This is a genomic window from Mesorhizobium sp. P160187 (genome assembly GCF_057766425.1).
This window is the reverse complement of sequence record NZ_JBYMDX010000003.1, coordinates 1,172,147-1,192,588: the sequence shown is the minus strand read 5'-3', so window position 1 is coordinate 1,192,588 and position 20,442 is coordinate 1,172,147. Positions and strand designations below refer to the sequence as shown.

The following is a 20,442-nucleotide window of genomic DNA, read 5'->3' as shown; positions in this document are numbered from 1 at the left end:
ATAGGGCCGCTGTGTGCCGGCCCTCGGGCCAGTTTTGTCGCGCCGCACGCGGCGCAGGGAGGATTATGATGAACAGATTTGCAGCCGCCATGCTGGCGGGTGTCGCCATGTCGCTGGCGCTGATGTCGGTCGCGCAGGCGAAGGACAAGGTCATCGGCGTGTCGTGGTCGAACTTCCAGGAAGAGCGCTGGAAGACCGACGAGGCGGCGATGAAAACGGCGATCGAGGCTGCCGGCGACAAGTACATTTCGGCCGACGCGCAGTCCAATCCCGGCAAGCAGCTGACCGACGTCGAAAGCCTGATCTCGCAGGGCGCCAACTCGCTGATCATCCTGGCGCAGGACGCCTCGGCCATCGGCCCGGCGGTGCAGAAGGCGCTGGATGAAGGCATTCCGGTCGTCGGCTATGATCGCCTGATCGAGAACAAGGACGTCTTCTACCTGACCTTCGACAACAAGGAAGTCGGCCGCATGCAGGCCCGCGAAGTGTTCAAGGCGAAGCCCGAAGGCAACTATGTCTTCATCAAGGGCTCGGGCTCGGATCCGAATGCCGATTTCCTGTTCTCGGGCTCGATGGAAGTGCTCAAGGAAGCCATCGACTCGGGCAAGATCAAGAATGTCGGCGAGGCCTATACCGATGGCTGGCTGCCGGCCAACGCCCAGAAGAACATGGAACAGTTCCTGACCGCCAATGACAACAAGGTCGATGCCGTGGTTGCGGCCAATGACGGCACCGCCGGCGACGTTGTCGCCGCGCTGACGGCGCAGGGCCTTGCCGGAACGGTTCCGGTCTCGGGCCAGGACGGCGACCATGCCGCCCTGAACCGCATCGCGCTCGGCACGCAGACGGTGTCGGTGTGGAAAGACGCGCGCGAACTCGGCAAGAACGCCGCCGAGATCGCCTCGCAGCTTGCCGATGGCAAGAAGACGGGCGACATTGCCGGCGCCAAGGACTTCACCACGCCTGGCGGCAACACCGTCAAGTCGCTGTTCCTGACCCCCGTCGCGATCACCAAGGACAACCTCAACGTCGTCATCGACGCCGGCTGGATCAAGAAGGACGAAGTCTGCACAGGCGTCGCCGCCGGCAGCGTCGCGGCTTGCAACTGATCTCGACGACTTGAAGAAATGAGGCGCCGCGGCTGTCAAGCCGCGGCGTTTTCTCTACGAGAATTGTGTGTTTCCGCCATCGGCGGCAAACTTCTAGGCTGTGGTCCGGCATCCGCGCCAGACGGCAAGCCGCTGGAGGACATCATGACCGACACGACCTCAAATCCGCAGGCCGATACGGCACGAGCGTCTGAACTCGGCGCGGTCGCCCGGTTCCTGAAAGCGACCGAGCTCGACACGCGCATGCTCGGCATGGTCGGCGCGCTGCTGGTCATCTGGGTCGGCATACATATCCTGTCGGGTGGGCTTTTCCTGACGCCGCGCAATCTTTGGAACCTGTCGGTGCAGACGTCCTCGGTCGCGATCATGGCGACCGGCATGGTACTGGTCATCGTCATGCGCAACATCGACCTTTCGGTGGGCTCCGTCGAAGGCGTGATCGGCATGATCATGGGCGTGGCACAGGCCGAATTCCTGATTCGCGTCATCGGCTTCCAGCTTGGAAACCCCTGGCTCTGGGTCGTCGCGCTTGCCGCCGGCGTGGTGCTTGGTCTGCTGATCGGCGCGTTCCAGGGCTTCATCATCGCCTATATGCAGGTTCCGGCCTTCATCGTGACGCTTGGTGGCCTGCTGGTCTGGCGTGGCATGGCATGGCTCATCACCAGCGGGCGCACGGTCGCGCCACTCGACGCCACCTTCCAGCTGATGGGCGGCGGACCACGCGGCTCGATTGGCGCCGCTGCCAGCTGGATCGTCGGCATCGTCGCCTGCGCGGCGGTCGCCTTCGCGCTGCTCAACGGTCGCTCGCAGCGCAAGCGCTTCAGCTTTCCACTGCGCCCCGTCTGGGCCGAGACCTTGCTTGGCGTGGTCACTTGCGCGGCCATCCTCGGCGCCGTGTGGATCGCCAATTCCTATCCATGGCCGATCGGCATCGTGCGCCAGTACGCACAGCAGAACGGCATCACCGTTCCCGAAGGCGGGCTGTTCATCGCGCATGGCATCGCCATACCGGTGCTGATGGCGGTGATTGTCGGCATCATCATGACGTTCATCACCAAGCGCACGCGTTTCGGCCGCTATGTCTTCGCCATCGGGGGCAATCCGGAGGCAGCGGAACTCGCCGGCATCAACACGCGCTGGGTGACCATGAAGGTGTTCATGATCATGGGTGTGCTGGCTGCAATCAGCGCGGCGATCTCGTCGGCCCGTCTCAATGCGTCAACCAATGCGCTGGGCACACTGGACGAGCTTTTGGTGATCGCGGCCGCCGTCATCGGCGGCACGTCGCTCGCGGGCGGCGCCGGAACGGTGATGGGCGCCATGCTCGGCGCGCTTCTGATGCAGTCGCTGCAATCCGGCATGGTGCTGCTCGGCATCGACTCGCCGCTGCAGAGCATTGTCGTTGGCGCTGTCCTGGTCATCGCCGTCTGGCTCGACACCGTCTACCGCAAGCGCGTCTAGGGAGGAACGATTATGGAAAAAACTGCTCCCACCGGTACGCCACTGATCGACATGCGCAACATCTCGATCGCGTTCGGTGGCATTCGCGCCGTCGACGATGCGTCCATCGATCTTTTCCCGGGCGAAGTAGTGGCGCTGCTTGGCCATAACGGCGCCGGTAAGTCGACGCTGATCAAGATCCTGTCGGGCGCCTACAAGCGCGATGCCGGCCAGATCTTGGTCAACGGCCAGGAGGTCTCGATCTCCAACCCGCGCGATGCCAAGAAATACGGCATCGAAACGATCTACCAGACGCTTGCGCTGGCCGACAATGTCGATGCCGCCGCCAACCTGTTCCTTGGCCGCGAGCTGATGACCGCCTGGGGCACGCTGGACGATGTCGCCATGGAGGCCGAGGCGCGCAAGGTGATGGGCCGACTCAATCCGCGCTTCCAGCGGTTCAAGGAGCCGGTGATCAAGCTGTCGGGCGGCCAGCGCCAGTCGGTGGCGATCGCACGCGCCATCCTGTTCAACGCCCGCATCCTGATCATGGACGAACCGACGGCCGCGCTTGGGCCGCAGGAGACGGCGCAGGTCGGCGAACTGGTCAAGCAGCTCAAGGCCGACGGCATCGGCATTTTCCTGATCAGCCACGACATTCACGACGTGTTCGAGCTTGCCGACCGGGTCTGCGTAATGAAGAACGGCCAGGTCGTCGGCACCGCGCGCACCACCGATGTGACCCAGGACGAAGTGCTCGGCATGATCATCCTGGGAAAGTGCCCGCCCGGCGCCATTCCCGGTCCGGGTGCGCTGAAGATCGCGGCCTGAGACCACGCTATCGTCAGCTGTCATGTTCACGGATGTTCGATCGATAAGCCGGCTAAATATGCATGATATGCCAGCTGTCATTATGGCTTGGCCGCGCCATTGTCTTGCCGCGGCGACTTGCCCATAAAGGTCCCGAACCGTCCATGGGCCTGCGTTGAAGAAGTTTTTCCCGATCCTTGCCTTCATTGCCGTTGCACTGATCAGCCTGACGATGGCGGGCTTCGCCTATTTCGCGACCCAGGAAGCGGCGCGCATCAAGTTCGAGGCGACGGCCGACGACGCGCTCAACCGCATCGAAAGCCGTATCGATCTGCATCTGTCACTGCTGCGCTCGACGCAGGCGTTGTTCGACGCCCGCAATGGCGAGATTTCAGGTAGCGAATTCAAGGCCTTCTTCAGCGCCCTCGATGTCGATAACAATTTCGCCGGCCTGCGCGGCATCGGCTATCTCAGGCTGGCCAAGACCGGTGACGAAGCGGCGGTCGAGCGCGACATGTTGCGCGACCGCGGCGCCGCCCACACGGTCTATCCGGACACGACACAGCCGTGGCGCACGCCCGTCGTGCTGTTCGAGCCGCTCGACCCTGCCAACGAATCCATCGGCTACGACATGTTCACCGAGCCGGTGCGGCGCGAGGCGATCGAAAAAGCGATGGCCGATGACGCACAGCACGCAAGCGGTCTGGTCCAGCTCGGCCAGGATACTGGCGCGGCGCAGACCTTTACCGGTTTCCTGGTCTTCGTCAGGCTCAATGTAGAAACCGCGCCGGATGGTATCAATGCGTCCAGATCATCGACATCAGGCCTTCTCTACGCAGCCTTCCGCGCCCGCGACCTGTTCCAGACCGCGCTCAGCCGCACGCCTTTGCTGCCGGTCAACACCGCGGTCTATGACGGCACGGCGGACGCCGACAATCTTCTGTTCCAGTCCGAAACGCCGCCGGTTGCGAGGTTTGGCGACAGGCTGTTGGTGACGCGCAAGATCATCGTCGCCGGTCGGCCGTGGACGGTGCTGTTTCGGCCGACAAGTGCATTTTCGCAACCGTCCTCGCGCGCCATTCCGGTCATGCTCGGGCTGTTCGGCCTGCTTCTGGCCGGCGCCATCGCGTTGGTGGCCCGCTACCAGGAGCGCGCCTACGACGCCAAGTCGCTGCTGCATGAAACGACGGAAAAAAGCCTGCTCGAAAAGGATTTGATGCTGCAGGAGATGAAGCATCGGATCAAGAATTCGATCACGCGGGTGCTGGCGATTGCGCGCCAGACGGCAGCGCAAGCAACCGACGTGAAGGAGTTCTCAACTTCCTTCTCAGCCCGCCTGCAGGCAATGGCGGCTTCCCAGGATATGCTGACGCGTTCGCGCTGGCAGAAGGCCGATCTTGGCGACCTGCTGCGCATCGAGCTCGGCCAGGTGTTCGGCAAGGAGCTTCCGGAAGGGATATTGTCAGGGCCTCAGGTGCTGCTCGACGAGAGGACGACGCAGGCGCTTGGCCTGACCTTTCACGAACTGGCGACGAATGCGCTGAAGTATGGCGAGGCCGGCAATTCCGTGGGTGCGCTGAAGGTCGACTGGTCGTTCGAGGGGCGCGGGTCCGAGCGGATGCTGGTTCTGAACTGGCGCGAGGCCGGGCAGAAGGAACTCGAAGCGCCGGCGAAGACCGGCTTCGGCACCAAGCTGATCGACCTCAATGTCACGCGCGAATTGCGCGGCACGATTGCCCGAGATTTTCGCGCCGATGGGCTTACGGTGGAAATCAGGATCCCGCAGCCTGATGCAGTCAAACAAACGGAGACCGGCTGACCGGTCTCCGTCGCGATTGTCTGACGCTTTTGAAGCGGATCAGCAGCGAGCGGTGTAGAGCCGGCCGCGATTGTCGCGATACTGGCAATAGCCGTTGCGCAGGTTGCGCACCAGCAGGCCGGAACCGGCGCCAACGGCTGCGCCGATCAGCGCACCCTTGCCGCCGCCGATCAGTCCGCCGGCCAAAGCACCGACACCGGCGCCGACACCGACATCCTGCTCGGTCGTGCTGCAGCCGCTGACGGCGACCACCGCAACCATGGCAATAATCAATTTCCGCATAGAATCTCTCCTCACTTTTGTCCTCACTTTAGTAAGCTCCAGCCGCTATTTAGCACGAAACAGCAGCCTTTGCCCGCTCGATCTTATTGTTGGCTAAGAGAGTCTTTTTCGCGGCGCGTGGCGTTCGACGCGACCACGACACTGGAAATCTGCAAAGACGCGTCGAGGGTGCCGTCCGGGCGCACGTTCCAGACGATCTGGTCGTAATCATCTTCCAGCGCGGGGTCGACCGTAAGACATTTGGCAACGACGTGCTCGGCCTGACCCTGCACGTCTCCGGCAGCGAATGGACGTTCTGCCGTGCATGCTTCGGCGGTTTCGAAAACACTGACCGGCACCGGCAGTTCACGGCATTCGGTCATGTTGTTCGAACAGCCAATTACCAAAAGCAAAGCGGCGATGTGTTCCACGGCGACACGTCCTCTCGCCATAAGAACGGTCCACAGCCGTCAAAGTTCCTGTGCCGAAAGGGGCGTTAATAATTGGTCGGCTACGAGCTGGACAGTTTCTGAGCCAGGCTGCTTGGGAGCAGCGTGAACCTGAGCATCTGGCTCAGACCAATTGCGACGCCACGATCAGCACAACAGCGGCGACGAGCGCGACAGCGGCGACGCGAAGCAAGGGACGCCAGGCGTGCTGCAAAGGCGAGGCTGAAGCGTCAGGATCCTGAAAGCCGCTCATCGACACCCGGGCGGCCTGCTCCAGCCTGTTTATATCGGCAACCGTCATGATCATTCCTCCCATACTCGCGTTGCAGGCTGCGGCCGAAACATCGGTTGAATCGGTCAAGATCCAGCAATCTCTGGCAACCACAGCATCGGATTTTATGGTGAACAGCCGGTTAAGGAATCCCGCCGCTCATTCGGTTTCGAAATTGCCGTGCGGAACGACGAGGCGATATTCGAGGCGGTCACTGGTGATCTCCAGCGTCGCCGTGCCGTTCAGCGATGCCGGCACGACACGTTCGAGGGCAACGCTGCCGAAGCGTTTCTCGGTGCGCCTGTTATCATTGGCGACAATGGCCTCGACCCAGGTCAGCGACAAAGCAGGCTTGTCTGCGGCCTCTGCGACGTTCGACAGATCGGCGGTTACCTCGACAAAGCCGTCCGGCCGCGCCAGGGCGCCGTAGCTGAATGAATTGACGGCGAGTTCGTGCATTGCCAGTCCAATATGAATGGCCGCGTTGGGATTGAGGTAGGGGTTGACGCCATTGAAGCGCAGGCTCTGCGCGGGATCGGCGCCGTAGCGAACGACCTGGCCGCGGATAAGCTCGCGAAGTGCTGCACCCCGCCAGTTCGACGACGTTACCAGATCCTGGGAGGAAGCCAGTGACTGCAGGCGGCCGCGAAAGCGCTTCAGGAAATCGTCGGGTGTCTCGGAATAGCGGCCGGTCTGGGTGGCAATACTCTGGATGATGGCCAACAGGTTCTTGGAGCGGTGGCTGACTTCGCGCAACAGCGTCTTCAGCGTCTGTTCGCGGCGTTTCTGCTCGGTGGTTTCCACCATCGTGGTGACGACGCCCTGCACGTCGCCGCGATGGCCCCGATCGGCATCGACCCATACCTGGAACCAGCGCATGCCATCACCGGTGGGAACACTCAGTTCAAGGCGTTCCGGATTGCCGGAAGCGATCACATTGCTTTTGGCGGCGGCGATTTGCTCAGCTTGCGCCGGTGGCAACGCGCCGTTGCTGTCGGCTGTGTCGGAAACCCACGGCGCACGCATGTTGCGGGCCCATACAGTCTTCAATTCACGATCCTGATAGAGGACGGAAATGCCGGCATTGTGCAGAGCGTGAAGCAAGGCCCGGCCAAGCTGCATTCCGCTTTCAGCCGGGTGCAGTGCGATCACCTCGTCGCCCTGTCCGCTCTCGCCTCCGCCAATGGAACGCATCAATCACCTGTCCACCTGATCAGGACCGAACGATTCACTTGGACTCAGTTCCTGAGTAGGTCCCCAGAAAAGGTCCGCCGGACGATGTCCCGTTGGAGGACATCGCCCGGCGGTGGCTGGAAACCGTTTGAGGGGTGCGGCTTCCAGTGTTCTTCGCCCGCTCCTACGATGCCCGTCTGAACAGGCCGGCCAGAAGCGAGATGACGAGGAAGGCGAGAAAGATGAAGAACAATATTTGCGCGATACCGGCCGAGGTACCGGCGATGCCGCCGAAACCAAGCGCGCCGGCGATGATCGCCACGACGAGAAATACGAGCGCCCAGTAGAGCATGATCTGTCTCCTTCCAATACTGGATCAAGAACGTGAGTGATTGCTGTTTGTTCCACCATTTGCCGAAAAAGAAGGTCTTTGGAAGAGGCCCGGACGCGAATTGATTCGCGCGCGGGAGCGCCATACGGCGCGACGGGCAGCCGCCGATCGCCGGGTTAGGCGATCGCCAGTGCCGCCAACGCTGCGAGGCGGCGAAAAGTTGGAGATTGAAGGCCCTACTTCACGCGGCGGCCTTGGCCTGCCGGTCGAAGAACAGCGCTTGGCTGATCAGCGCCTTGACCATGTCGGGATTGAACGGCTTGGTGACGAGGAAGGCCGGTTCAGGCCGCTCGCCGGTCAGCAGACGTTCGGGGAAGGCGGTGATGAAGATTACCGGCACCGAAGTCGACGACAGGATTTCGTTGACCGCATCGATACCCGAGCTGCCATCGGCAAGCTGAATGTCGGCCAGCACCATCTTCGGCCTTGTCTTGCCGAACATCGCCACCGCCTCGGTATGGGTGCGCGCGGTTCCGACCACGTGGTGGCCGAGGCTCTCGACCATTTCCTCGATGTCCATGGCGATCAGCGGCTCGTCCTCGATGATCAGCACATCGGTCGCCACCTGGCGAGAGATCTCGTTGCTCGCCTGGGCAAGCAGTTCGGAGAATTCCTTGGCGTCGACATCGAGAATTTCAGCTGCCTCGTCTTCACCGAAGCCTTCGACCGCGACCAGCAGGAAAGCCTGGCGTGGCCGTGGCGCAATGGCGTTCAGATTGGCGGCGGCGCGCTGCTCCCATGCCGATTGCGCCTGCTCCTGCGGAACGCGGATGGCAATGGAGGTGAACAGTTTGGCGAATACCTTGTAGAGCGCGATGCGGTCGCTTGACGCTTGGGGGAAGATGTCGACGTCGGCGATGATGGCTTCGAGCATCGCGGCGACCAGCGCATCGCCACTCTCCTGCGATCCGGATACGGCGCGTGAAAAGCGGCGCAGGAACGGCAGGTGCGGAGCGATGGTTGCGGAAAGGCTCATGGTAGACGTCTCCCTCAGATGACGTGATTGCATAGATTGCAGGTCAAGCTGATTGCAAGCCCCAACACCCAAACGCGGGTTTTGCGAAAAAGTTCCGAGACTTGTGGAACGAAACTGCACGGGCGACGTTTGTGGTGCGATGGGCAACCAGACGAGGGGGCCGCTTCGCGTTGTGTAATGGGGCGGCTCGGGGCGCTGGATTTAAGGGCGAAATGAAGGACATGAATAAAGAAACGCTGGCTGGCGCCGCTGACAGGCGCCGGGCCAATTCCGGCGACCCGCTCGGGGCGAATTCGGAAATCGGCCGCAAACTCAAACAATATTATGACGAGCTGGTCTCGGACAATGTGCCGGATCGCTTTGCCCAGTTGCTCAGCCAACTGGAAAAGGCCGAACCTGCACAGAAGAAGGACTGAGGCATGGCAGCTGTCTCACAAGGGTTCAAGACCGACCTGCTCGGCTCGATCCCGAGCCTGCGGGCCTTTGCCGTGTCGCTGACGCAGAATGCCGACAAGGCCGACGATCTGGTGCAGGAGACGCTGGTCAAGGCTTGGGACAAGCATGAGAGCTTTCAGCCCGGCACCAATCTCAAGGCATGGCTGTTCACCATCCTGCGCAACGAGTTCTATTCCCAGATGCGCAAGCGCGGCCGCGAGGTGCAGGACAGCGACGGCATCATGACGGCCAGGCTTGCCGTTCATCCGGCTCAGCACGGCCAGCTTGACCTCAAGGATTTCCGCGGCGCGCTCGAGCAACTCCCCGAGGACCAGCGCGAAGCCATCATCCTCATCGGCGCTTCAGGCTTTTCCTATGAAGAGGCCGCCGAAATCTGCGGCTGTGCGGTCGGAACGATCAAAAGCCGGGTCAGCCGGGCCCGCACGCGGTTGCAGGAGATCCTGAAAATCTCCGGTGAAGACGAATACGGGCCGGACGCAATCTCGTCCCAGGTGACGGGTTCAAACGCTGCCTGACAGCGGAGGCCCGTCTCGGGCCCGGGCTCTCTACACATACGCATCGAAGATATCTCAGACTGGCGCGCGTCCGCAGGCCGCCGCCAGAGCCTCGACGAGATCGGTCCCCGAATAAGGCTTGGTGACCAGGCGGATGCCGGGAAAAGACACTTTGATCTCATCCGGGTCCGAATAGCCGGAGGCAAAGACAAACGGCAGGCCCAATTGGCGCAGCCGCGCGGCGAAATCGAGTGTGGACGTTCCGCCCAGCATGAGGTCCACGATAGCGGCGTCGAACTCGCCAACGACCTTCTGCTCATCGATCTCGGCCAGAGCGCGGGCAATCACTACGTCGTTCGCGCCATGGTCGCGGCAAAGCTGCTCGACATCCATGGCGATCAGGAATTCATCCTCCAAGACAAGAATTCGCAATCCCTCAAGCAATGGCGGCACTTGGCAATCTCTCCTCAATTCTTGCAGCATCGGGTACAGTGACTCCAGTCAACCGCATCGCGGACCTTGGGGGATCGGTCAGGCCTTAATCCGAAAAGTTCGCCCACCGGCTCTACTCCACAAGCGAGCTTCGAATTCGCCTCAGTGGAGTGTAGCGAGTCATGATCGCTATTTGCCATCCTGTCATTTAAAAAAGACATGCCATCGGCAGCGGAACCGCGGCCTTGCAAAGGCGTAGCACTCAGTCTCTGGCAAGAGACTTTCGAAAGAGGGATCGAAATGTCTGGCCAGAATGGTCGTTCGTTTTCCAGCCGTCAGTACCCATGCGAGATCTGCCCGCTTCGGCCATTGCCGGTGTTCCGGGAATTCGAGAAGCAGGAGCTTGCCTATGTCAGCATGTTCAAGAAGGGCGAACTGGCCGTCGACAAGGGCGCCACAGTGCTGGTCGAAGGCAGCCAAAGTGCTCATCTCTACACCGTGCTTTCGGGCTGGGCCTTCCGCTACAAACTATTGTCGGACGGCAGGCGCCAGATCCTGAACTACTCCATGCCCGGCGATCTTATCGGGCTGCAGGGCAGCCTGATGGGCGAAATGCAGCACTCGGTCGAGGCGCTGTCGCCCATGCTGTTGTGCGTCTTCGAGCGTGAAAACCTGCACGAGCTCTACCGCAACCATCCGGGCCTTGCTTACGACATTACCTGGCTGGCGTCGCGCGAGGAGCGCATGCTGGACGAGAACCTGCTCAGCGTCGGTCGGCGCACGGCGGTCGAGCGCACCGCCTATCTCATTGCCTTCATCGCCAGCCGCGCGGCGATAGTCGGGCTCAACGGCAAAGCGCCGGTGCAAATCCCGATTACCCAGCAGCATGTCGCCGATACGCTCGGCCTGTCGCTGGTCCACACCAACAAGACGATCCGCAAGCTCATCGATCGCAAGCTGATCGCCTGGCGCGACGGCGGTTGCGAAGTGATAGACAGGGAGGGGCTGAAGGATCTCGCGCGTTGGGAGGGCCTAAGTGAAGGCCGTCGGCCGCTGATCTGACAGGCAGGCCTCCAACTGGGGCTGGACTCGCACTTGCAAACACCCTTTCATGGATACGGTCTCCGATTTCGGAACCATGACGTGTGTCGGGCGTTTGAAGCCAAGCAAACGCAAGGAGTTTAGAATGGCAACTGCCGCAGGAAAAACCGCCAACGAAAGTCAGACGAACGCCGACCTCGAAGCCGACATTCGGCAGTTGAAGGCGGATATCGAAAAGTTGACCAAGCAATTGGCCAAGACCGGCGAACATGGTTACGGCACGGCGCGGCGCGCTGCTGCCGAAGGCGTCGACCAGTTGCGCGCGCAGGGTGAAGCCGTCTTCGACACCCTGCGTGGCAACGCCAAGGATCTTGAGGCCCAGATCACGGCCAATGTGCGCGAGAAGCCGGTCACTTCACTGGCGATCGCGGCCGGCGTCGGCTTCCTGTTTGCGCTTCTTGCCCGGCGCTAGTTTCGACAGAGATGGGCATGCTGGCACCGCTTATCTCGGCGTTGGCCTCGGGTGAAGCCATTGCCGCCATGCGCCGCGCGCGCACGGCGGCAATCGTCTACGGGCTCGCCGCCGTGGCTGCCCTGTGCGGCCTCGGGTTTCTCCTGGGGGCGGCCTACATCTGGGCGGCTGACCGTTATGGCTCGATGGCCGCCTGTCTTGGCTTCGCCGCTGGTTTCCTGGTACTGGCCGGGCTTATCGTGCTCATTCATCAACTTGCGGCTGGAACGCGTGCACGCCGACGTGCGCGAAGGCGCAATGCCGACCTGAAGGCGCTCGGTATCACCGCGGCGCTTGCCGTGCTGCCGGCCTTGCTCAAGGGGAAAGGCGGGAAGGGCGTCATTCTCGGCCCGATGATCGCGCTCGCGGCCTATGCCATCTACCGCGAGAACGTCAAACCGGATCCGGGCGATCCAGACAGCGAAGCCGACTAAAGCGCGTCGCGCTGATACGCTGTTCCCGGGAAAACCGCTTCGCACTTCTGAAATTGCTTTAAGCCGGCAGATCTTCAAGCGGCATCGATATTTCGGCGAACACGCCTTCGCTGCGGAATTCGTGGGTCACTTCGCTCGACAAAACCTTGGCGAGGCTGCGGCGGATCAGGATAGAGCCGAAGCCCTGGCGTTCCGGCGGGTCGACTTTCGGCCCACCGCTTTCGCTCCAGGTCAGCACAAGGCGGCGCGCGCCTTTCTTGCCCGCCGCCTTCCAGTCGACATCGACCTTCCCCGAGCCAACCGACAGCGATCCGTATTGCAGCGCGTTGCTGGCCAGTTCGTGCATGATCAAACCGAGCCCCACCGCCTGGTCGGGCGAAAGCAGCAGATCCGGACCGGAGATCACGATGCGCGGCCGTTCTGCCGAATCGAACGGCTTGACCTCGATCTGCATCAGTTCGCGAATACCGATGCCGCGCCATTCGCGATCCGACAGCAGGTTATGAGCAGCGCCCAGCGCCTGCAGCCTGGCGCCGAAGGCTTCCAGGAATTCGCTTGGGCGGCGAGCGTGGCGAACGGTCTGCGTCGCCAGCGCCTGCACCGTCGCCAGCGTGTTCTTGACCCGATGGTTGAGCTCGCGCAGCAGCAGCCTTTGCCGGTCCTCGCCGAGCTTGCGTTCCGAGATGTCGTAGTTGACGCCAAAGATCAGCGTCGGCTTGCCTTCGCCGTCGCGCTCGATGACGCGGCCGCGGGTGACTATCCAGCGCGGCGGATCGAAGCCTTTGACCCGGTATTCGCCGAAATAGTCGTCGCTGCCGGTCAGGGCATCGCGAAAGCGCGTCTCGGTCTGGTAGACGTCGCGCGGGTCGATGGCGGCCAGAATGTCGCGCGCCCGCAGCCGGTTCGAACGCGGCAGGTTGAACAGCTCCGACAAACGCACGTCGCATTCGATCATGTCGGTGCGGATATCCCAGGCCCAACTGGCGAGCGAGGCGGCATCGAGCGCTATGGCTCGGCGCTTTTCCTCCTGCGCCAAAGCAGCCGTGGCAATGGCGCCGCTGCGGGTGGCGTCCTTGAGGGTAAACAGGCTGGCGGCGAGGCTGGCCAGCGATTTCAAATGATCGAGCGCGGCAGCGGACGGAAATTCATGCGGCTCCCGGTCGAGTACGCACAGCGTGCCGACGCGCGCGCCGGCGACCACCATCGGCGCGCCGACATAAAAGCGGACATGGTGTTCGCCGGTGACCAGCGGGTTGCGGGAGAAGCGAGGGTCGATGCTGGCATCCGGCACCACCATCGGCTCGTCGCCGGCGGCAATGGTATGGGCGCAGAACGATATGTCGGTCGCGGTTTCGGTCTCGTTGAAGCCGACACAGGATTTGAACCACTGTCGTTCGGTGTCGAGCAGCGTGACGAGCGCGATCGGCGCCCGCATCACGGCGGCGGCAAGGCCGGTGATGCGATCGAAGTCGGCATCGGAGTCGGTGTCGATCGCGTCAAGCCCGTGCAGTACGGCAAGCCGCTCCGGCGCCGCCACGGCGCGGCGGACCTCAACCGGCAAACCAGCCTGCTTCGTCACCTTGCTATCCACCAAGCCCCCTCGCTTGCAGGCCCCACCCTCGGTGGCGCGCACCTTGCGCGGCCGTCGCGCGCCGGAACTTTTGTAGCAAGCAATCGTTACCCCACCATGTTTCGCCAGCGATGGTTTTATCCACCATGCCGGTTGCACGATAGGAACGCCGCCGATGACCAAGATCGCCCCTGAAAACAAAGCCCGTCAGGGGCGCTGGGGTTGGCACGGCTTGCGCATACTGGTCGCCGCGTTGCTCCTGGCTTTCATTGCTTGGGGAGCGGCCGAGATTTATGGCCAAAAGATCGATCCAGATACCCCTGAAAGCCAGGGGCAGCCCACCGGCCAGACCGCGCCGGCCGACCAGAGTGCGCCAGCCGGCGAGGGGCAGTCGGGCGGCTAGGGTTTTCCTCGTCATTCGTAATCGCATCAGGCGGCCTTTGCCTGGGCGGCTTGCGCCGGAACCAGGACGTTCAGCGCGCCAGGGTGGGTCTGGATTGTCGTTTCACGCTCCAGCTTGACCAGTTCGCCGTCGATGACGGCGCCGAATTTCTTGCTCCCTGTATGGATTTTCACGATTGCCTTGTCGGCCTGATGAGTTTCGACATGGTCGCTGTCGCGCCACCTGCCTCGAGCCATGTCGAAGAGCGCCCTGACCAGCTCGCCACGCTGCCGCGCCACGGTTACATAGATGCCGAGCACGCCGCCGGCAGGATTGTCGGCATAAGGCAGATGGCCTTCGCCAAACAGATTGTTGGAAATGCCGATGCCGCTGATGCGGGTCACGATTTCGGCTTCGCCGACCGTCAATGTCACCTTCATGGCTGGAGGATTGTTGATCGTCGTCCAAGCGGCCTTGGCCGAGGCGCGAATCTTTCCCAGGCGCGAGGCGAATTCCATATTGTCGCGCAGCTTCACCATCCTGGCGTGCAGGCCGATCGAGAACTGATGCACGAACGGCCGGCCATTCGCGCTCGCGATATCGACCGCCATGATCTCGCCGTCGGCAAAGGACTTCAGCGCGCCATCGATGGTCTGCGGAATTCCAAGGCCGCGGGCGAACAGGTTCATGGTTCCTGCAGGCAGGACGGCCAGCGCCTTCTTGCCATTCATCAGCCGCCCCGCGGCGGCCGAAATGGTGCCGTCGCCGCCACCGGCCAGCACGACGTCGATGTCGCGTCGCGCGGCGACCTTGTCGAGCGCCGCGACAATCTCCTTGCCGGCGACGATGTCGATATCGATGGAGTGACCAGCCGTCTCAAGCGTCTGGCGCATGCGGTCGGTTAGCGCGGAAAGATCGGTGGTCCGCAAGGTGCCGCCGTCCCGGTTCAGCACCGCTGCAAATCGCATGCCCCGCTCCGTGTTCTTTTTTAGTGGCCGGAATGCCAGCCGCAGGCTGAAACGGGCAAGCTTGGGAAAGGTTCCATCGGCCGGGTGGAAAGTCCGGCGATTCCACGGACTTGCCCGGGGTGTTTCGATGCTCCCGTTTTTTCGGAACAAGCGCCTTGTCACAACGTTGTGATGCCATTGGAGGCGCCGCCTTCGGTCTCCCGGCAAGTGGTTTGCCGATTGCGGCGCGCACGAGATCACGCAAGAGGAGACTTAATCATGATCCGCACACTGTTCGCGACGACCGCACTCGCAACGCTGATCGCTACCGGTGCGTTTGCGCAGTCAACGACGGCCCCGGCGACGACCCCAGCGCCGGCTGAAGCCCCTGCTACCATCGCGCCGGCGCCGCAACAGGCCGACGGCGCGCTGATGACCAATATCATCGGCGAGTCCGTCTACAATGGCACTGGCGACGATGCGCAGAAGATCGGTGACGTCAGCGACGTCGTCCTCGATGAAAACGGCCAGGCGAAATCCGCCATTATCGGCGTTGGCGGCTTCCTCGGCATAGGCAGCAAGAACGTCGCCTTCGACTACGGCAAGTTGCAATGGGTCGAGAGGAATGGTGACCGCTGGCTCGTCGCCGAGACGACGAAAGAAGCGTTGACGGCGCTGCCCGACTTCGACCGTAAGCCCTACGATCCGGCCTCGGCGCCTGCTTCCACGGCGCAGAACGACCCGCAGAAGCCGGTTGATCTCAACGCCGCGCCGTCAGAACCCGCGGTGAAACGCGCTGACGGCAATCTCGCAACCAACATCATCGGCGAGAATGTCTACAATGGCACTGGCGACGATGCCCAGAATATCGGCGACGTCAACGACATCGTGCTGACCAAGGATGGCAAGGCGCAGTCGCTGGTGATCGGCGTCGGCGGCTTCCTCGGCATGGGTGAAAAGAACGTCACCTATGATTTCGCCAAGGCGCGGTGGGCCGAAAAGAACGGCGATCGCTGGCTGGTGGCGCAGACGACCAAGGAGGAACTGCAGGCGCAGCCTGATTTCGACCGCAAGCCCTATGATCCGGCGCCCGTGACGACAACCTCCGACGCGACGCAGCCGACTGCTCCGGCCGCCCCGACGGCCGTTGCACCGGCTGACAATGCTCAGCCAGCGGACAAGACCGCGGAAGCTCCGGCCGCGACAAAGGCTACCGATCCGACGCAAACGGCAGCGATCGACAAGTCGACATTGACCGAAATGCCGGTCGGTAACATCAGAGGCGACGACCTGAAGGGCACCACCGTCTATGGCGCCAACGACGCCAAGGTCGGCGAGATCGGCGACGTCGTGCTCACGCCCGACAGCAAGCCGGATGCCGTCATCATCGATGTCGGCGGCTTTCTAGGCATCGGCGCCAAGGAGGTCGCGGTCGGCATGGACAAGCTCAAGTTCATGACCGACAAGGACGGCAACAAATATCTCTACACCAACTTCACCAAGGAGCAGCTGCAGGCGCAGGCCGCCTATGACAAGGGCAGCTATGCCGAGAAGCGCGACCAGCAGCGGATGATGGTACAGTAAGGGAATAGGCGGTAGGGATTAGGCAGTAGGCGAAAACTAGGCGATCAAGCACCAGGCCGCCAGGAACATTCTACTGCCTACTGCCTACTGCCTACCGCCTACTGCCTACCGCCTACTGCCCTACCCACCACCCCCTCGTCCGTCAGCTCTGCAAGCGCCAGCGACTGGTCGAGATGCTCGGCGCGCCAGGCAAGCAGCCGCTCGGCAAATTCAAGCCGCACGCTGAGATAGGCCGGGTCGGCGGCAACGTTGGCCAGTTCGCCCGGATCCTTCTCCATGTCGAAGAGCAGCGGCGGCAGGCCGCCGCCGAAATGCACGTATTTGAATTTTTCCGTACGGATGACGGCGAGGTTGCACTGGCGCGAGCCGATGCCGAAATGCCGTTCGGCCTCACCGCTGGCAATCGAGCGGAAGTCGAACTCCCAATGCGCCGCGTCGCGCCAATCCTTAGGCGGTTCATCTTGCAGGAACGGTTTTAGCGAGCGGCCGTCGAGATGCAGCTGGGCGTCGGCGTCAAGCAGATCGAGCAAAGTCGGAAAGATGTCGACTGCCTCGGTGAAGTGGTTGACGATCGAGCCGGCTGCATTGCCGCGTCGTGGGTCGCGCACGATCAATGGGATGTGATAGCTGCCGTCGAAGAAGCCGCCTTTGCCCAGCATGAAATGGTCGCCCATCATCTCGGCGTGGTCCGAAGTCAGCACGATGATGGTGTCATCCCATGCATTCGCCGTCTTGATCGCTTGCCAGATGCGGCCAAGCTGCGCGTCGACCTCCGAGATCATGCCGTAATAGATCGCGCGGATGGCCCGGATGTTGTCGCCGCCCCAGTCGCGCACGTGGCCGTCGGTGCCGGGGCGGAAGCTTCTCCGCTTCTGGCGACCAAGGCCGTAAGCCAGATAGGGATGCCTTTGCGCCTCGGCCTGCCAAGTCTCGACATGGCGGAAGGGCGGTCCGTCCGCCGGATCATACAGCGTGTTGTAGGGCTGCGGTACAACAAAGGGCGGATGCGGGCTGATGAAGGAGACATGCGCGAACCATGGCGAATCCTGTTCGTCCAGCCAGCGAATGAATTCGCCGGCAAGAAAAGCGGTCGGCGTCTCATCCCTGGAATAGACAGGCGGCGCGCTGGTCACGGCGTCGCCCGCTTCCCCGCCCACGGGGCGGTGAATGCCGGGAGAGCCCGCGCTGGTGTCGACGCCACGTGCCTTCAGCCATGACAGCCATGGTTTCTGATGCTCAGGCAGGAACTGGCGAACGCTGAAGCCGGGCAGCACGCCCTCATAGCTTTTCAGCCGGGGATCGCCCGGCGCCATCGTGCGCGGATCGGGCGAGACGTCGGTGTAGCCGAACAAAGTCGGATCATAGCCGAGGGCGCGGGCCGAAAGCGCCATGTTGCCGTGGCGGGCGTCAAGCGGCGTGCCGTTGCGGCAGACGCGATTGTTCATCTGGTAAAGGCCGGTGTAGAGGCACGCGCGGGCTGGCGAGCAGGGCGCCGCGCCGCCGTAATGCCGCTTGAAAAGGACGCCTTCGGCGGCGAGCGCATCGGCATTCGGCGTCTTCACCACGGGATGGCCGGCAGCCGACAGGCAATCGCCCCGCCATTGGTCGCAGGAGATCAATAGGATGTTTGGGTGTCTGCTTTTCGCGGCCAATGCTCTATCCTGTCACGTCGGGAAGACGTTCAATGAACCGGAATTTGGCGGCGGCGCAAGCCTCTCAGTCTTGCTTAAACGGTGAACGAAAATTTCGTGCTGTTCATTATTAGGATACAGTCCATTCTGAGTTTGCCTCCTTTGCCGTTGCCGGGCGGCCCCTCATATAGGCGTGGACAGCGGCAAGGGCCGCAAACCCAAGGGAAGGAGCAAGACAATGCTCGACCAGATCAAGGGCCTGCATCACGTCACGTCGATGGCAGGCGATGCGCGCCAGAACAATAATTTCTTCACGCACAAGCTCGGCCTGCGCCGGGTCAAGAAGACCGTCAACTTCGACGCGCCAGATGTCTATCACCTCTATTATGGTGACGAGCACGGTACGCCCGGCTCGGTGATGACCTATTTTCCGTTCCCGGACATTGCCAGGGGCCGCCATGGCGTCGGGGAAGTCGGTACCACGGCCTATTCGGTGCCGGCCGGCACGCTCGGCTGTTGGGAAAAGCGCTTCGCCGATGAAGGCGTTGCGGGTGTCTCCCGCGAAGAGACGTTCGGCGAGAAGCGGCTGGCCTTCGCCGGTCCCGACGGCGACGGTTTCGCGCTGGTCGAAGACAAGGCGGACAGCCGCGCGCCATGGTTGAAAGGCGGCATTCCCGCTGATGAGGCGATACGCGGCTTCCACTCGGTCTCGCTCAGATTGAAGGATGGTGGCGCCACGGAAGAGCTGTTGAAGTTCATGGGCTATGAGCAAGTGGACAAGTCCGGCAGTGTCAGCCGGCTCGCCATCAAGAACGGCAACGGCGCTGATGTCGTAGATATCGAATCGCTGCCTACCGCGGGCTTTGCCAATCTCGGCGCCGGCTCGGTCCACCATGTCGCCTTCGCGGTGGAGAACCGCGCCCAGCAACTCGAAGTGCGCAAGGCGCTGATCGATACGGGTTATGGCGTAACGCCGGTGATCGACCGCGACTATTTCTGGGCGATCTACTTCCGAACGCCGGGCGGCGTGCTGTTCGAAGTCGCTACCAATGAGCCGGGCTTCGACCGCGACGAGGACACCGCCCATCTCGGCGAAGCCCTGAAACTGCCGACGCAGCACCAGCATCTGCGGCCCTATCTTGAAGAGCATCTGCAGAAGCTGGAAGGCTGAGACGATGAGCAAGGAAGCTTACATCCATAAGGCGCTGCCGGGTTCGCCCGGCGGCCCGCTGCTCTTCGTCTTTCACGGCACCGGCGCGGACGAGAGCCAGCTGCTGTCGCTCGGGCGCGACCTCGCGCCACAGGCGACGATCGTATCGCCGCGCGGCGATGTTTCCGAGCATGGTGCGGCGCGTTTCTTCCGCCGCACCGGCGAGGGCGTCTACGATATGGACGACCTCGCGCGGGCGACCGCCAAGATGGCCGGTTTCATCAAGGCGCAGGTGATAGCGGCAAGGCCATCTTCGGTCTTGGGTCTCGGCTATTCCAACGGCGCCAACATCCTGGCGTCCGTAATGTTCGCCGCGCCCGAGCTGTTCGATGCGGCGGTGCTGATGCACCCGCTGATCCCGTTCGAACCGCAGGTGCAGGGCAGCCTTGCCGGACGCCGCATCCTGGTCACCGCCGGCAAGCGCGACCCGATCTGCCCGCCCAACCTGACATCCCGGCTGGAGGCCTATTTGCGCGCCGATGGCGCCGATGTCACAGTGGAGTGGCACGATGGCGGCCACGAAATTCGACCAAACGAGATCGAAGCGGCGAGGCGGCTTTTTGCCGATGCGCCGGTTGAAGGAGCAAGCGATGCCTGACGAATTGCCTGAGATCGAACTCGAGGACCGCGGCTCGAAGGGACGTTATGTCCTGCGCGGGCCCGGTGGCGCCGAGGCGGAAATGACCTTCACCAAGGTCGGCGAGCACCAGATCATCATCGATCACACCGAAGTGCCGGACGTGTTTCGCGGCCAGGGCGCCGGCCTTCGGCTTGTCACACGCGCCGTCGAGGACGCGCGGGCAGTGGGCAAGAAGATCATCCCGCTCTGCCCCTTCGCCAACGCCCAGTTCCGCCGCCATCCGGAATGGGCGGATGTGCTGAAGCAATAGACCTTTTTCCCTTCTCCCCTTGTGGGGTGAGCAGCCGGTTCGCCGCAGGCGAATTCATCGTGCCGGTGGCATGATGAAAGGCCGGCGAACGCCGGGACGCTGCGAAGCAGCGGGGGACCGGCAGGTGGTCGGAGTCGCTCAGCCACAAGAGCGAACACCTC

The 20,442-nt window shown here is 62.5% G+C and carries 24 protein-coding genes; 14 read left to right on the top strand and 10 right to left on the bottom strand.

The features are described from left to right. Positions 1 to 68: 68 nt before the first annotated feature. From xylF to AC3CCE_RS09090, 4 genes are all read left to right on the top strand, one after another. Positions 69 to 1,109, top strand: a complete 1,041-nt coding sequence (xylF, locus tag AC3CCE_RS09105; protein ID WP_488377127.1) for a D-xylose ABC transporter substrate-binding protein — start codon at positions 69 to 71, stop codon at positions 1,107 to 1,109. Between the two features lie 144 nt (positions 1,110 to 1,253). Then, positions 1,254 to 2,570, top strand: coding sequence for a sugar ABC transporter permease (locus tag AC3CCE_RS09100; RefSeq protein WP_023683967.1), 1,317 nt, complete (start codon positions 1,254 to 1,256; stop codon positions 2,568 to 2,570). A gap of 12 nt (positions 2,571 to 2,582) precedes the next feature. Next, positions 2,583 to 3,380: an ATP-binding cassette domain-containing protein gene (locus tag AC3CCE_RS09095; RefSeq protein WP_023742930.1), complete on the top strand. Its 798-nt coding sequence runs from the start codon at positions 2,583 to 2,585 to the stop codon at positions 3,378 to 3,380. A 154-nt stretch (positions 3,381 to 3,534) separates the two neighbouring features. Beyond that, positions 3,535 to 5,178, top strand: coding sequence for a CHASE domain-containing protein (locus AC3CCE_RS09090; protein ID WP_352623576.1), 1,644 nt, complete (start codon positions 3,535 to 3,537; stop codon positions 5,176 to 5,178). A gap of 39 nt (positions 5,179 to 5,217) precedes the next feature. Here the strand turns inward: AC3CCE_RS09090 and AC3CCE_RS09085 are convergent, their stop codons facing one another. From AC3CCE_RS09085 to AC3CCE_RS09060, 6 genes are all read right to left on the bottom strand, one after another. Beyond that, positions 5,218 to 5,460: a YMGG-like glycine zipper-containing protein gene (locus tag AC3CCE_RS09085; RefSeq protein ID WP_023670102.1), complete on the bottom strand. Its 243-nt coding sequence runs from the start codon at positions 5,458 to 5,460 to the stop codon at positions 5,218 to 5,220. 83 nt (positions 5,461 to 5,543) lie between these two features. Then, positions 5,544 to 5,870 (bottom strand): hypothetical protein, encoded by a 327-nt coding sequence (locus tag AC3CCE_RS09080; RefSeq protein ID WP_023670101.1) that lies wholly within the window; start codon positions 5,868 to 5,870, stop codon positions 5,544 to 5,546. 142 nt (positions 5,871 to 6,012) lie between these two features. After that, complete coding sequence (locus AC3CCE_RS09075) at positions 6,013 to 6,189, bottom strand: hypothetical protein (RefSeq protein WP_352511876.1); 177 nt, start codon at positions 6,187 to 6,189, stop codon at positions 6,013 to 6,015. 129 nt (positions 6,190 to 6,318) lie between these two features. Then, positions 6,319 to 7,353: a sensor histidine kinase gene (locus tag AC3CCE_RS09070; protein ID WP_023670099.1), complete on the bottom strand. Its 1,035-nt coding sequence runs from the start codon at positions 7,351 to 7,353 to the stop codon at positions 6,319 to 6,321. A 163-nt stretch (positions 7,354 to 7,516) separates the two neighbouring features. Next, complete coding sequence (locus AC3CCE_RS09065) at positions 7,517 to 7,684, bottom strand: DUF1328 domain-containing protein (protein WP_023670098.1); 168 nt, start codon at positions 7,682 to 7,684, stop codon at positions 7,517 to 7,519. Positions 7,685 to 7,904: 220 nt separating this feature from the next. Then, positions 7,905 to 8,699 (bottom strand): response regulator, encoded by a 795-nt coding sequence (locus tag AC3CCE_RS09060; protein WP_023670097.1) that lies wholly within the window; start codon positions 8,697 to 8,699, stop codon positions 7,905 to 7,907. A gap of 212 nt (positions 8,700 to 8,911) precedes the next feature. Between AC3CCE_RS09060 and AC3CCE_RS09055 the strand changes: the two genes are divergently transcribed. Then, positions 8,912 to 9,115, top strand: a complete 204-nt coding sequence (locus AC3CCE_RS09055) for a NepR family anti-sigma factor (RefSeq protein ID WP_023670096.1) — start codon at positions 8,912 to 8,914, stop codon at positions 9,113 to 9,115. Between the two features lie 3 nt (positions 9,116 to 9,118). Beyond that, a complete protein-coding gene (locus tag AC3CCE_RS09050; protein WP_023670095.1) occupies positions 9,119 to 9,670 on the top strand; it encodes a sigma-70 family RNA polymerase sigma factor in 552 nt (183 codons plus the stop codon). A gap of 54 nt (positions 9,671 to 9,724) precedes the next feature. Here the strand turns inward: AC3CCE_RS09050 and AC3CCE_RS09045 are convergent, their stop codons facing one another. Continuing rightward, complete coding sequence (locus AC3CCE_RS09045; RefSeq protein WP_352573728.1) at positions 9,725 to 10,042, bottom strand: response regulator; 318 nt, start codon at positions 10,040 to 10,042, stop codon at positions 9,725 to 9,727. A gap of 339 nt (positions 10,043 to 10,381) precedes the next feature. Here AC3CCE_RS09045 and AC3CCE_RS09040 point away from each other — a divergent pair, with 339 nt between their 5' ends. The 3 genes from AC3CCE_RS09040 to AC3CCE_RS09030 all read left to right on the top strand — a co-directional run bounded on the left by AC3CCE_RS09040 (position 10,382) and on the right by AC3CCE_RS09030 (position 12,067). Continuing rightward, positions 10,382 to 11,143 (top strand): Crp/Fnr family transcriptional regulator, encoded by a 762-nt coding sequence (locus AC3CCE_RS09040; protein WP_352511873.1) that lies wholly within the window; start codon positions 10,382 to 10,384, stop codon positions 11,141 to 11,143. A 124-nt stretch (positions 11,144 to 11,267) separates the two neighbouring features. Then, positions 11,268 to 11,594, top strand: a complete 327-nt coding sequence (locus tag AC3CCE_RS09035; protein WP_352511872.1) for an ElaB/YgaM/YqjD family protein — start codon at positions 11,268 to 11,270, stop codon at positions 11,592 to 11,594. 11 nt (positions 11,595 to 11,605) lie between these two features. Next, the gene (locus AC3CCE_RS09030) at positions 11,606 to 12,067 is read left to right on the top strand and encodes a hypothetical protein (protein ID WP_023683962.1); all 462 of its coding nucleotides are present in this window, start codon (positions 11,606 to 11,608) and stop codon (positions 12,065 to 12,067) included. 58 nt (positions 12,068 to 12,125) lie between these two features. Here the strand turns inward: AC3CCE_RS09030 and AC3CCE_RS09025 are convergent, their stop codons facing one another. Continuing rightward, on the bottom strand, positions 12,126 to 13,646 hold the full coding sequence (locus AC3CCE_RS09025; protein WP_488377126.1) for a sensor histidine kinase: 1,521 nt from the start codon (positions 13,644 to 13,646) through the stop codon (positions 12,126 to 12,128). A gap of 166 nt (positions 13,647 to 13,812) precedes the next feature. Between AC3CCE_RS09025 and AC3CCE_RS09020 the strand changes: the two genes are divergently transcribed. Beyond that, positions 13,813 to 14,040 (top strand): hypothetical protein, encoded by a 228-nt coding sequence (locus tag AC3CCE_RS09020; RefSeq protein WP_023693688.1) that lies wholly within the window; start codon positions 13,813 to 13,815, stop codon positions 14,038 to 14,040. 26 nt (positions 14,041 to 14,066) lie between these two features. On the opposite strand, the gene AC3CCE_RS09015 is transcribed toward AC3CCE_RS09020, so the two are convergent. After that, positions 14,067 to 14,987, bottom strand: a complete 921-nt coding sequence (locus tag AC3CCE_RS09015) for a diacylglycerol/lipid kinase family protein (RefSeq protein ID WP_352511869.1) — start codon at positions 14,985 to 14,987, stop codon at positions 14,067 to 14,069. Positions 14,988 to 15,245: 258 nt separating this feature from the next. Here AC3CCE_RS09015 and AC3CCE_RS09010 point away from each other — a divergent pair, with 258 nt between their 5' ends. Further along, complete coding sequence (locus AC3CCE_RS09010) at positions 15,246 to 16,550, top strand: PRC-barrel domain-containing protein (RefSeq protein ID WP_352511868.1); 1,305 nt, start codon at positions 15,246 to 15,248, stop codon at positions 16,548 to 16,550. Between the two features lie 98 nt (positions 16,551 to 16,648). Here AC3CCE_RS09010 and AC3CCE_RS09005 read toward each other — a convergent pair whose 3' ends face one another. Next, a complete protein-coding gene (locus AC3CCE_RS09005; protein ID WP_352623567.1) occupies positions 16,649 to 18,202 on the bottom strand; it encodes an alkaline phosphatase family protein in 1,554 nt (517 codons plus the stop codon). A 217-nt stretch (positions 18,203 to 18,419) separates the two neighbouring features. Between AC3CCE_RS09005 and AC3CCE_RS09000 the strand changes: the two genes are divergently transcribed. The 3 genes from AC3CCE_RS09000 to AC3CCE_RS08990 are packed head-to-tail and all read left to right on the top strand — an operon-like array spanning position 18,420 to position 20,281. Then, positions 18,420 to 19,352 carry a VOC family protein gene (locus tag AC3CCE_RS09000; protein WP_352623565.1) on the top strand — a complete coding sequence of 311 codons (933 nt, stop codon included), beginning with the start codon at positions 18,420 to 18,422 and terminating at the stop codon, positions 19,350 to 19,352. A 4-nt stretch (positions 19,353 to 19,356) separates the two neighbouring features. After that, positions 19,357 to 19,989, top strand: a complete 633-nt coding sequence (locus AC3CCE_RS08995; protein ID WP_023734636.1) for an alpha/beta hydrolase — start codon at positions 19,357 to 19,359, stop codon at positions 19,987 to 19,989. After that, positions 19,982 to 20,281 (top strand): GNAT family N-acetyltransferase, encoded by a 300-nt coding sequence (locus AC3CCE_RS08990; RefSeq protein WP_023683956.1) that lies wholly within the window; start codon positions 19,982 to 19,984, stop codon positions 20,279 to 20,281. Before AC3CCE_RS08995 ends, AC3CCE_RS08990 begins: the two co-directional genes overlap by 8 nt. Positions 20,282 to 20,442 lie beyond the last annotated feature (161 nt).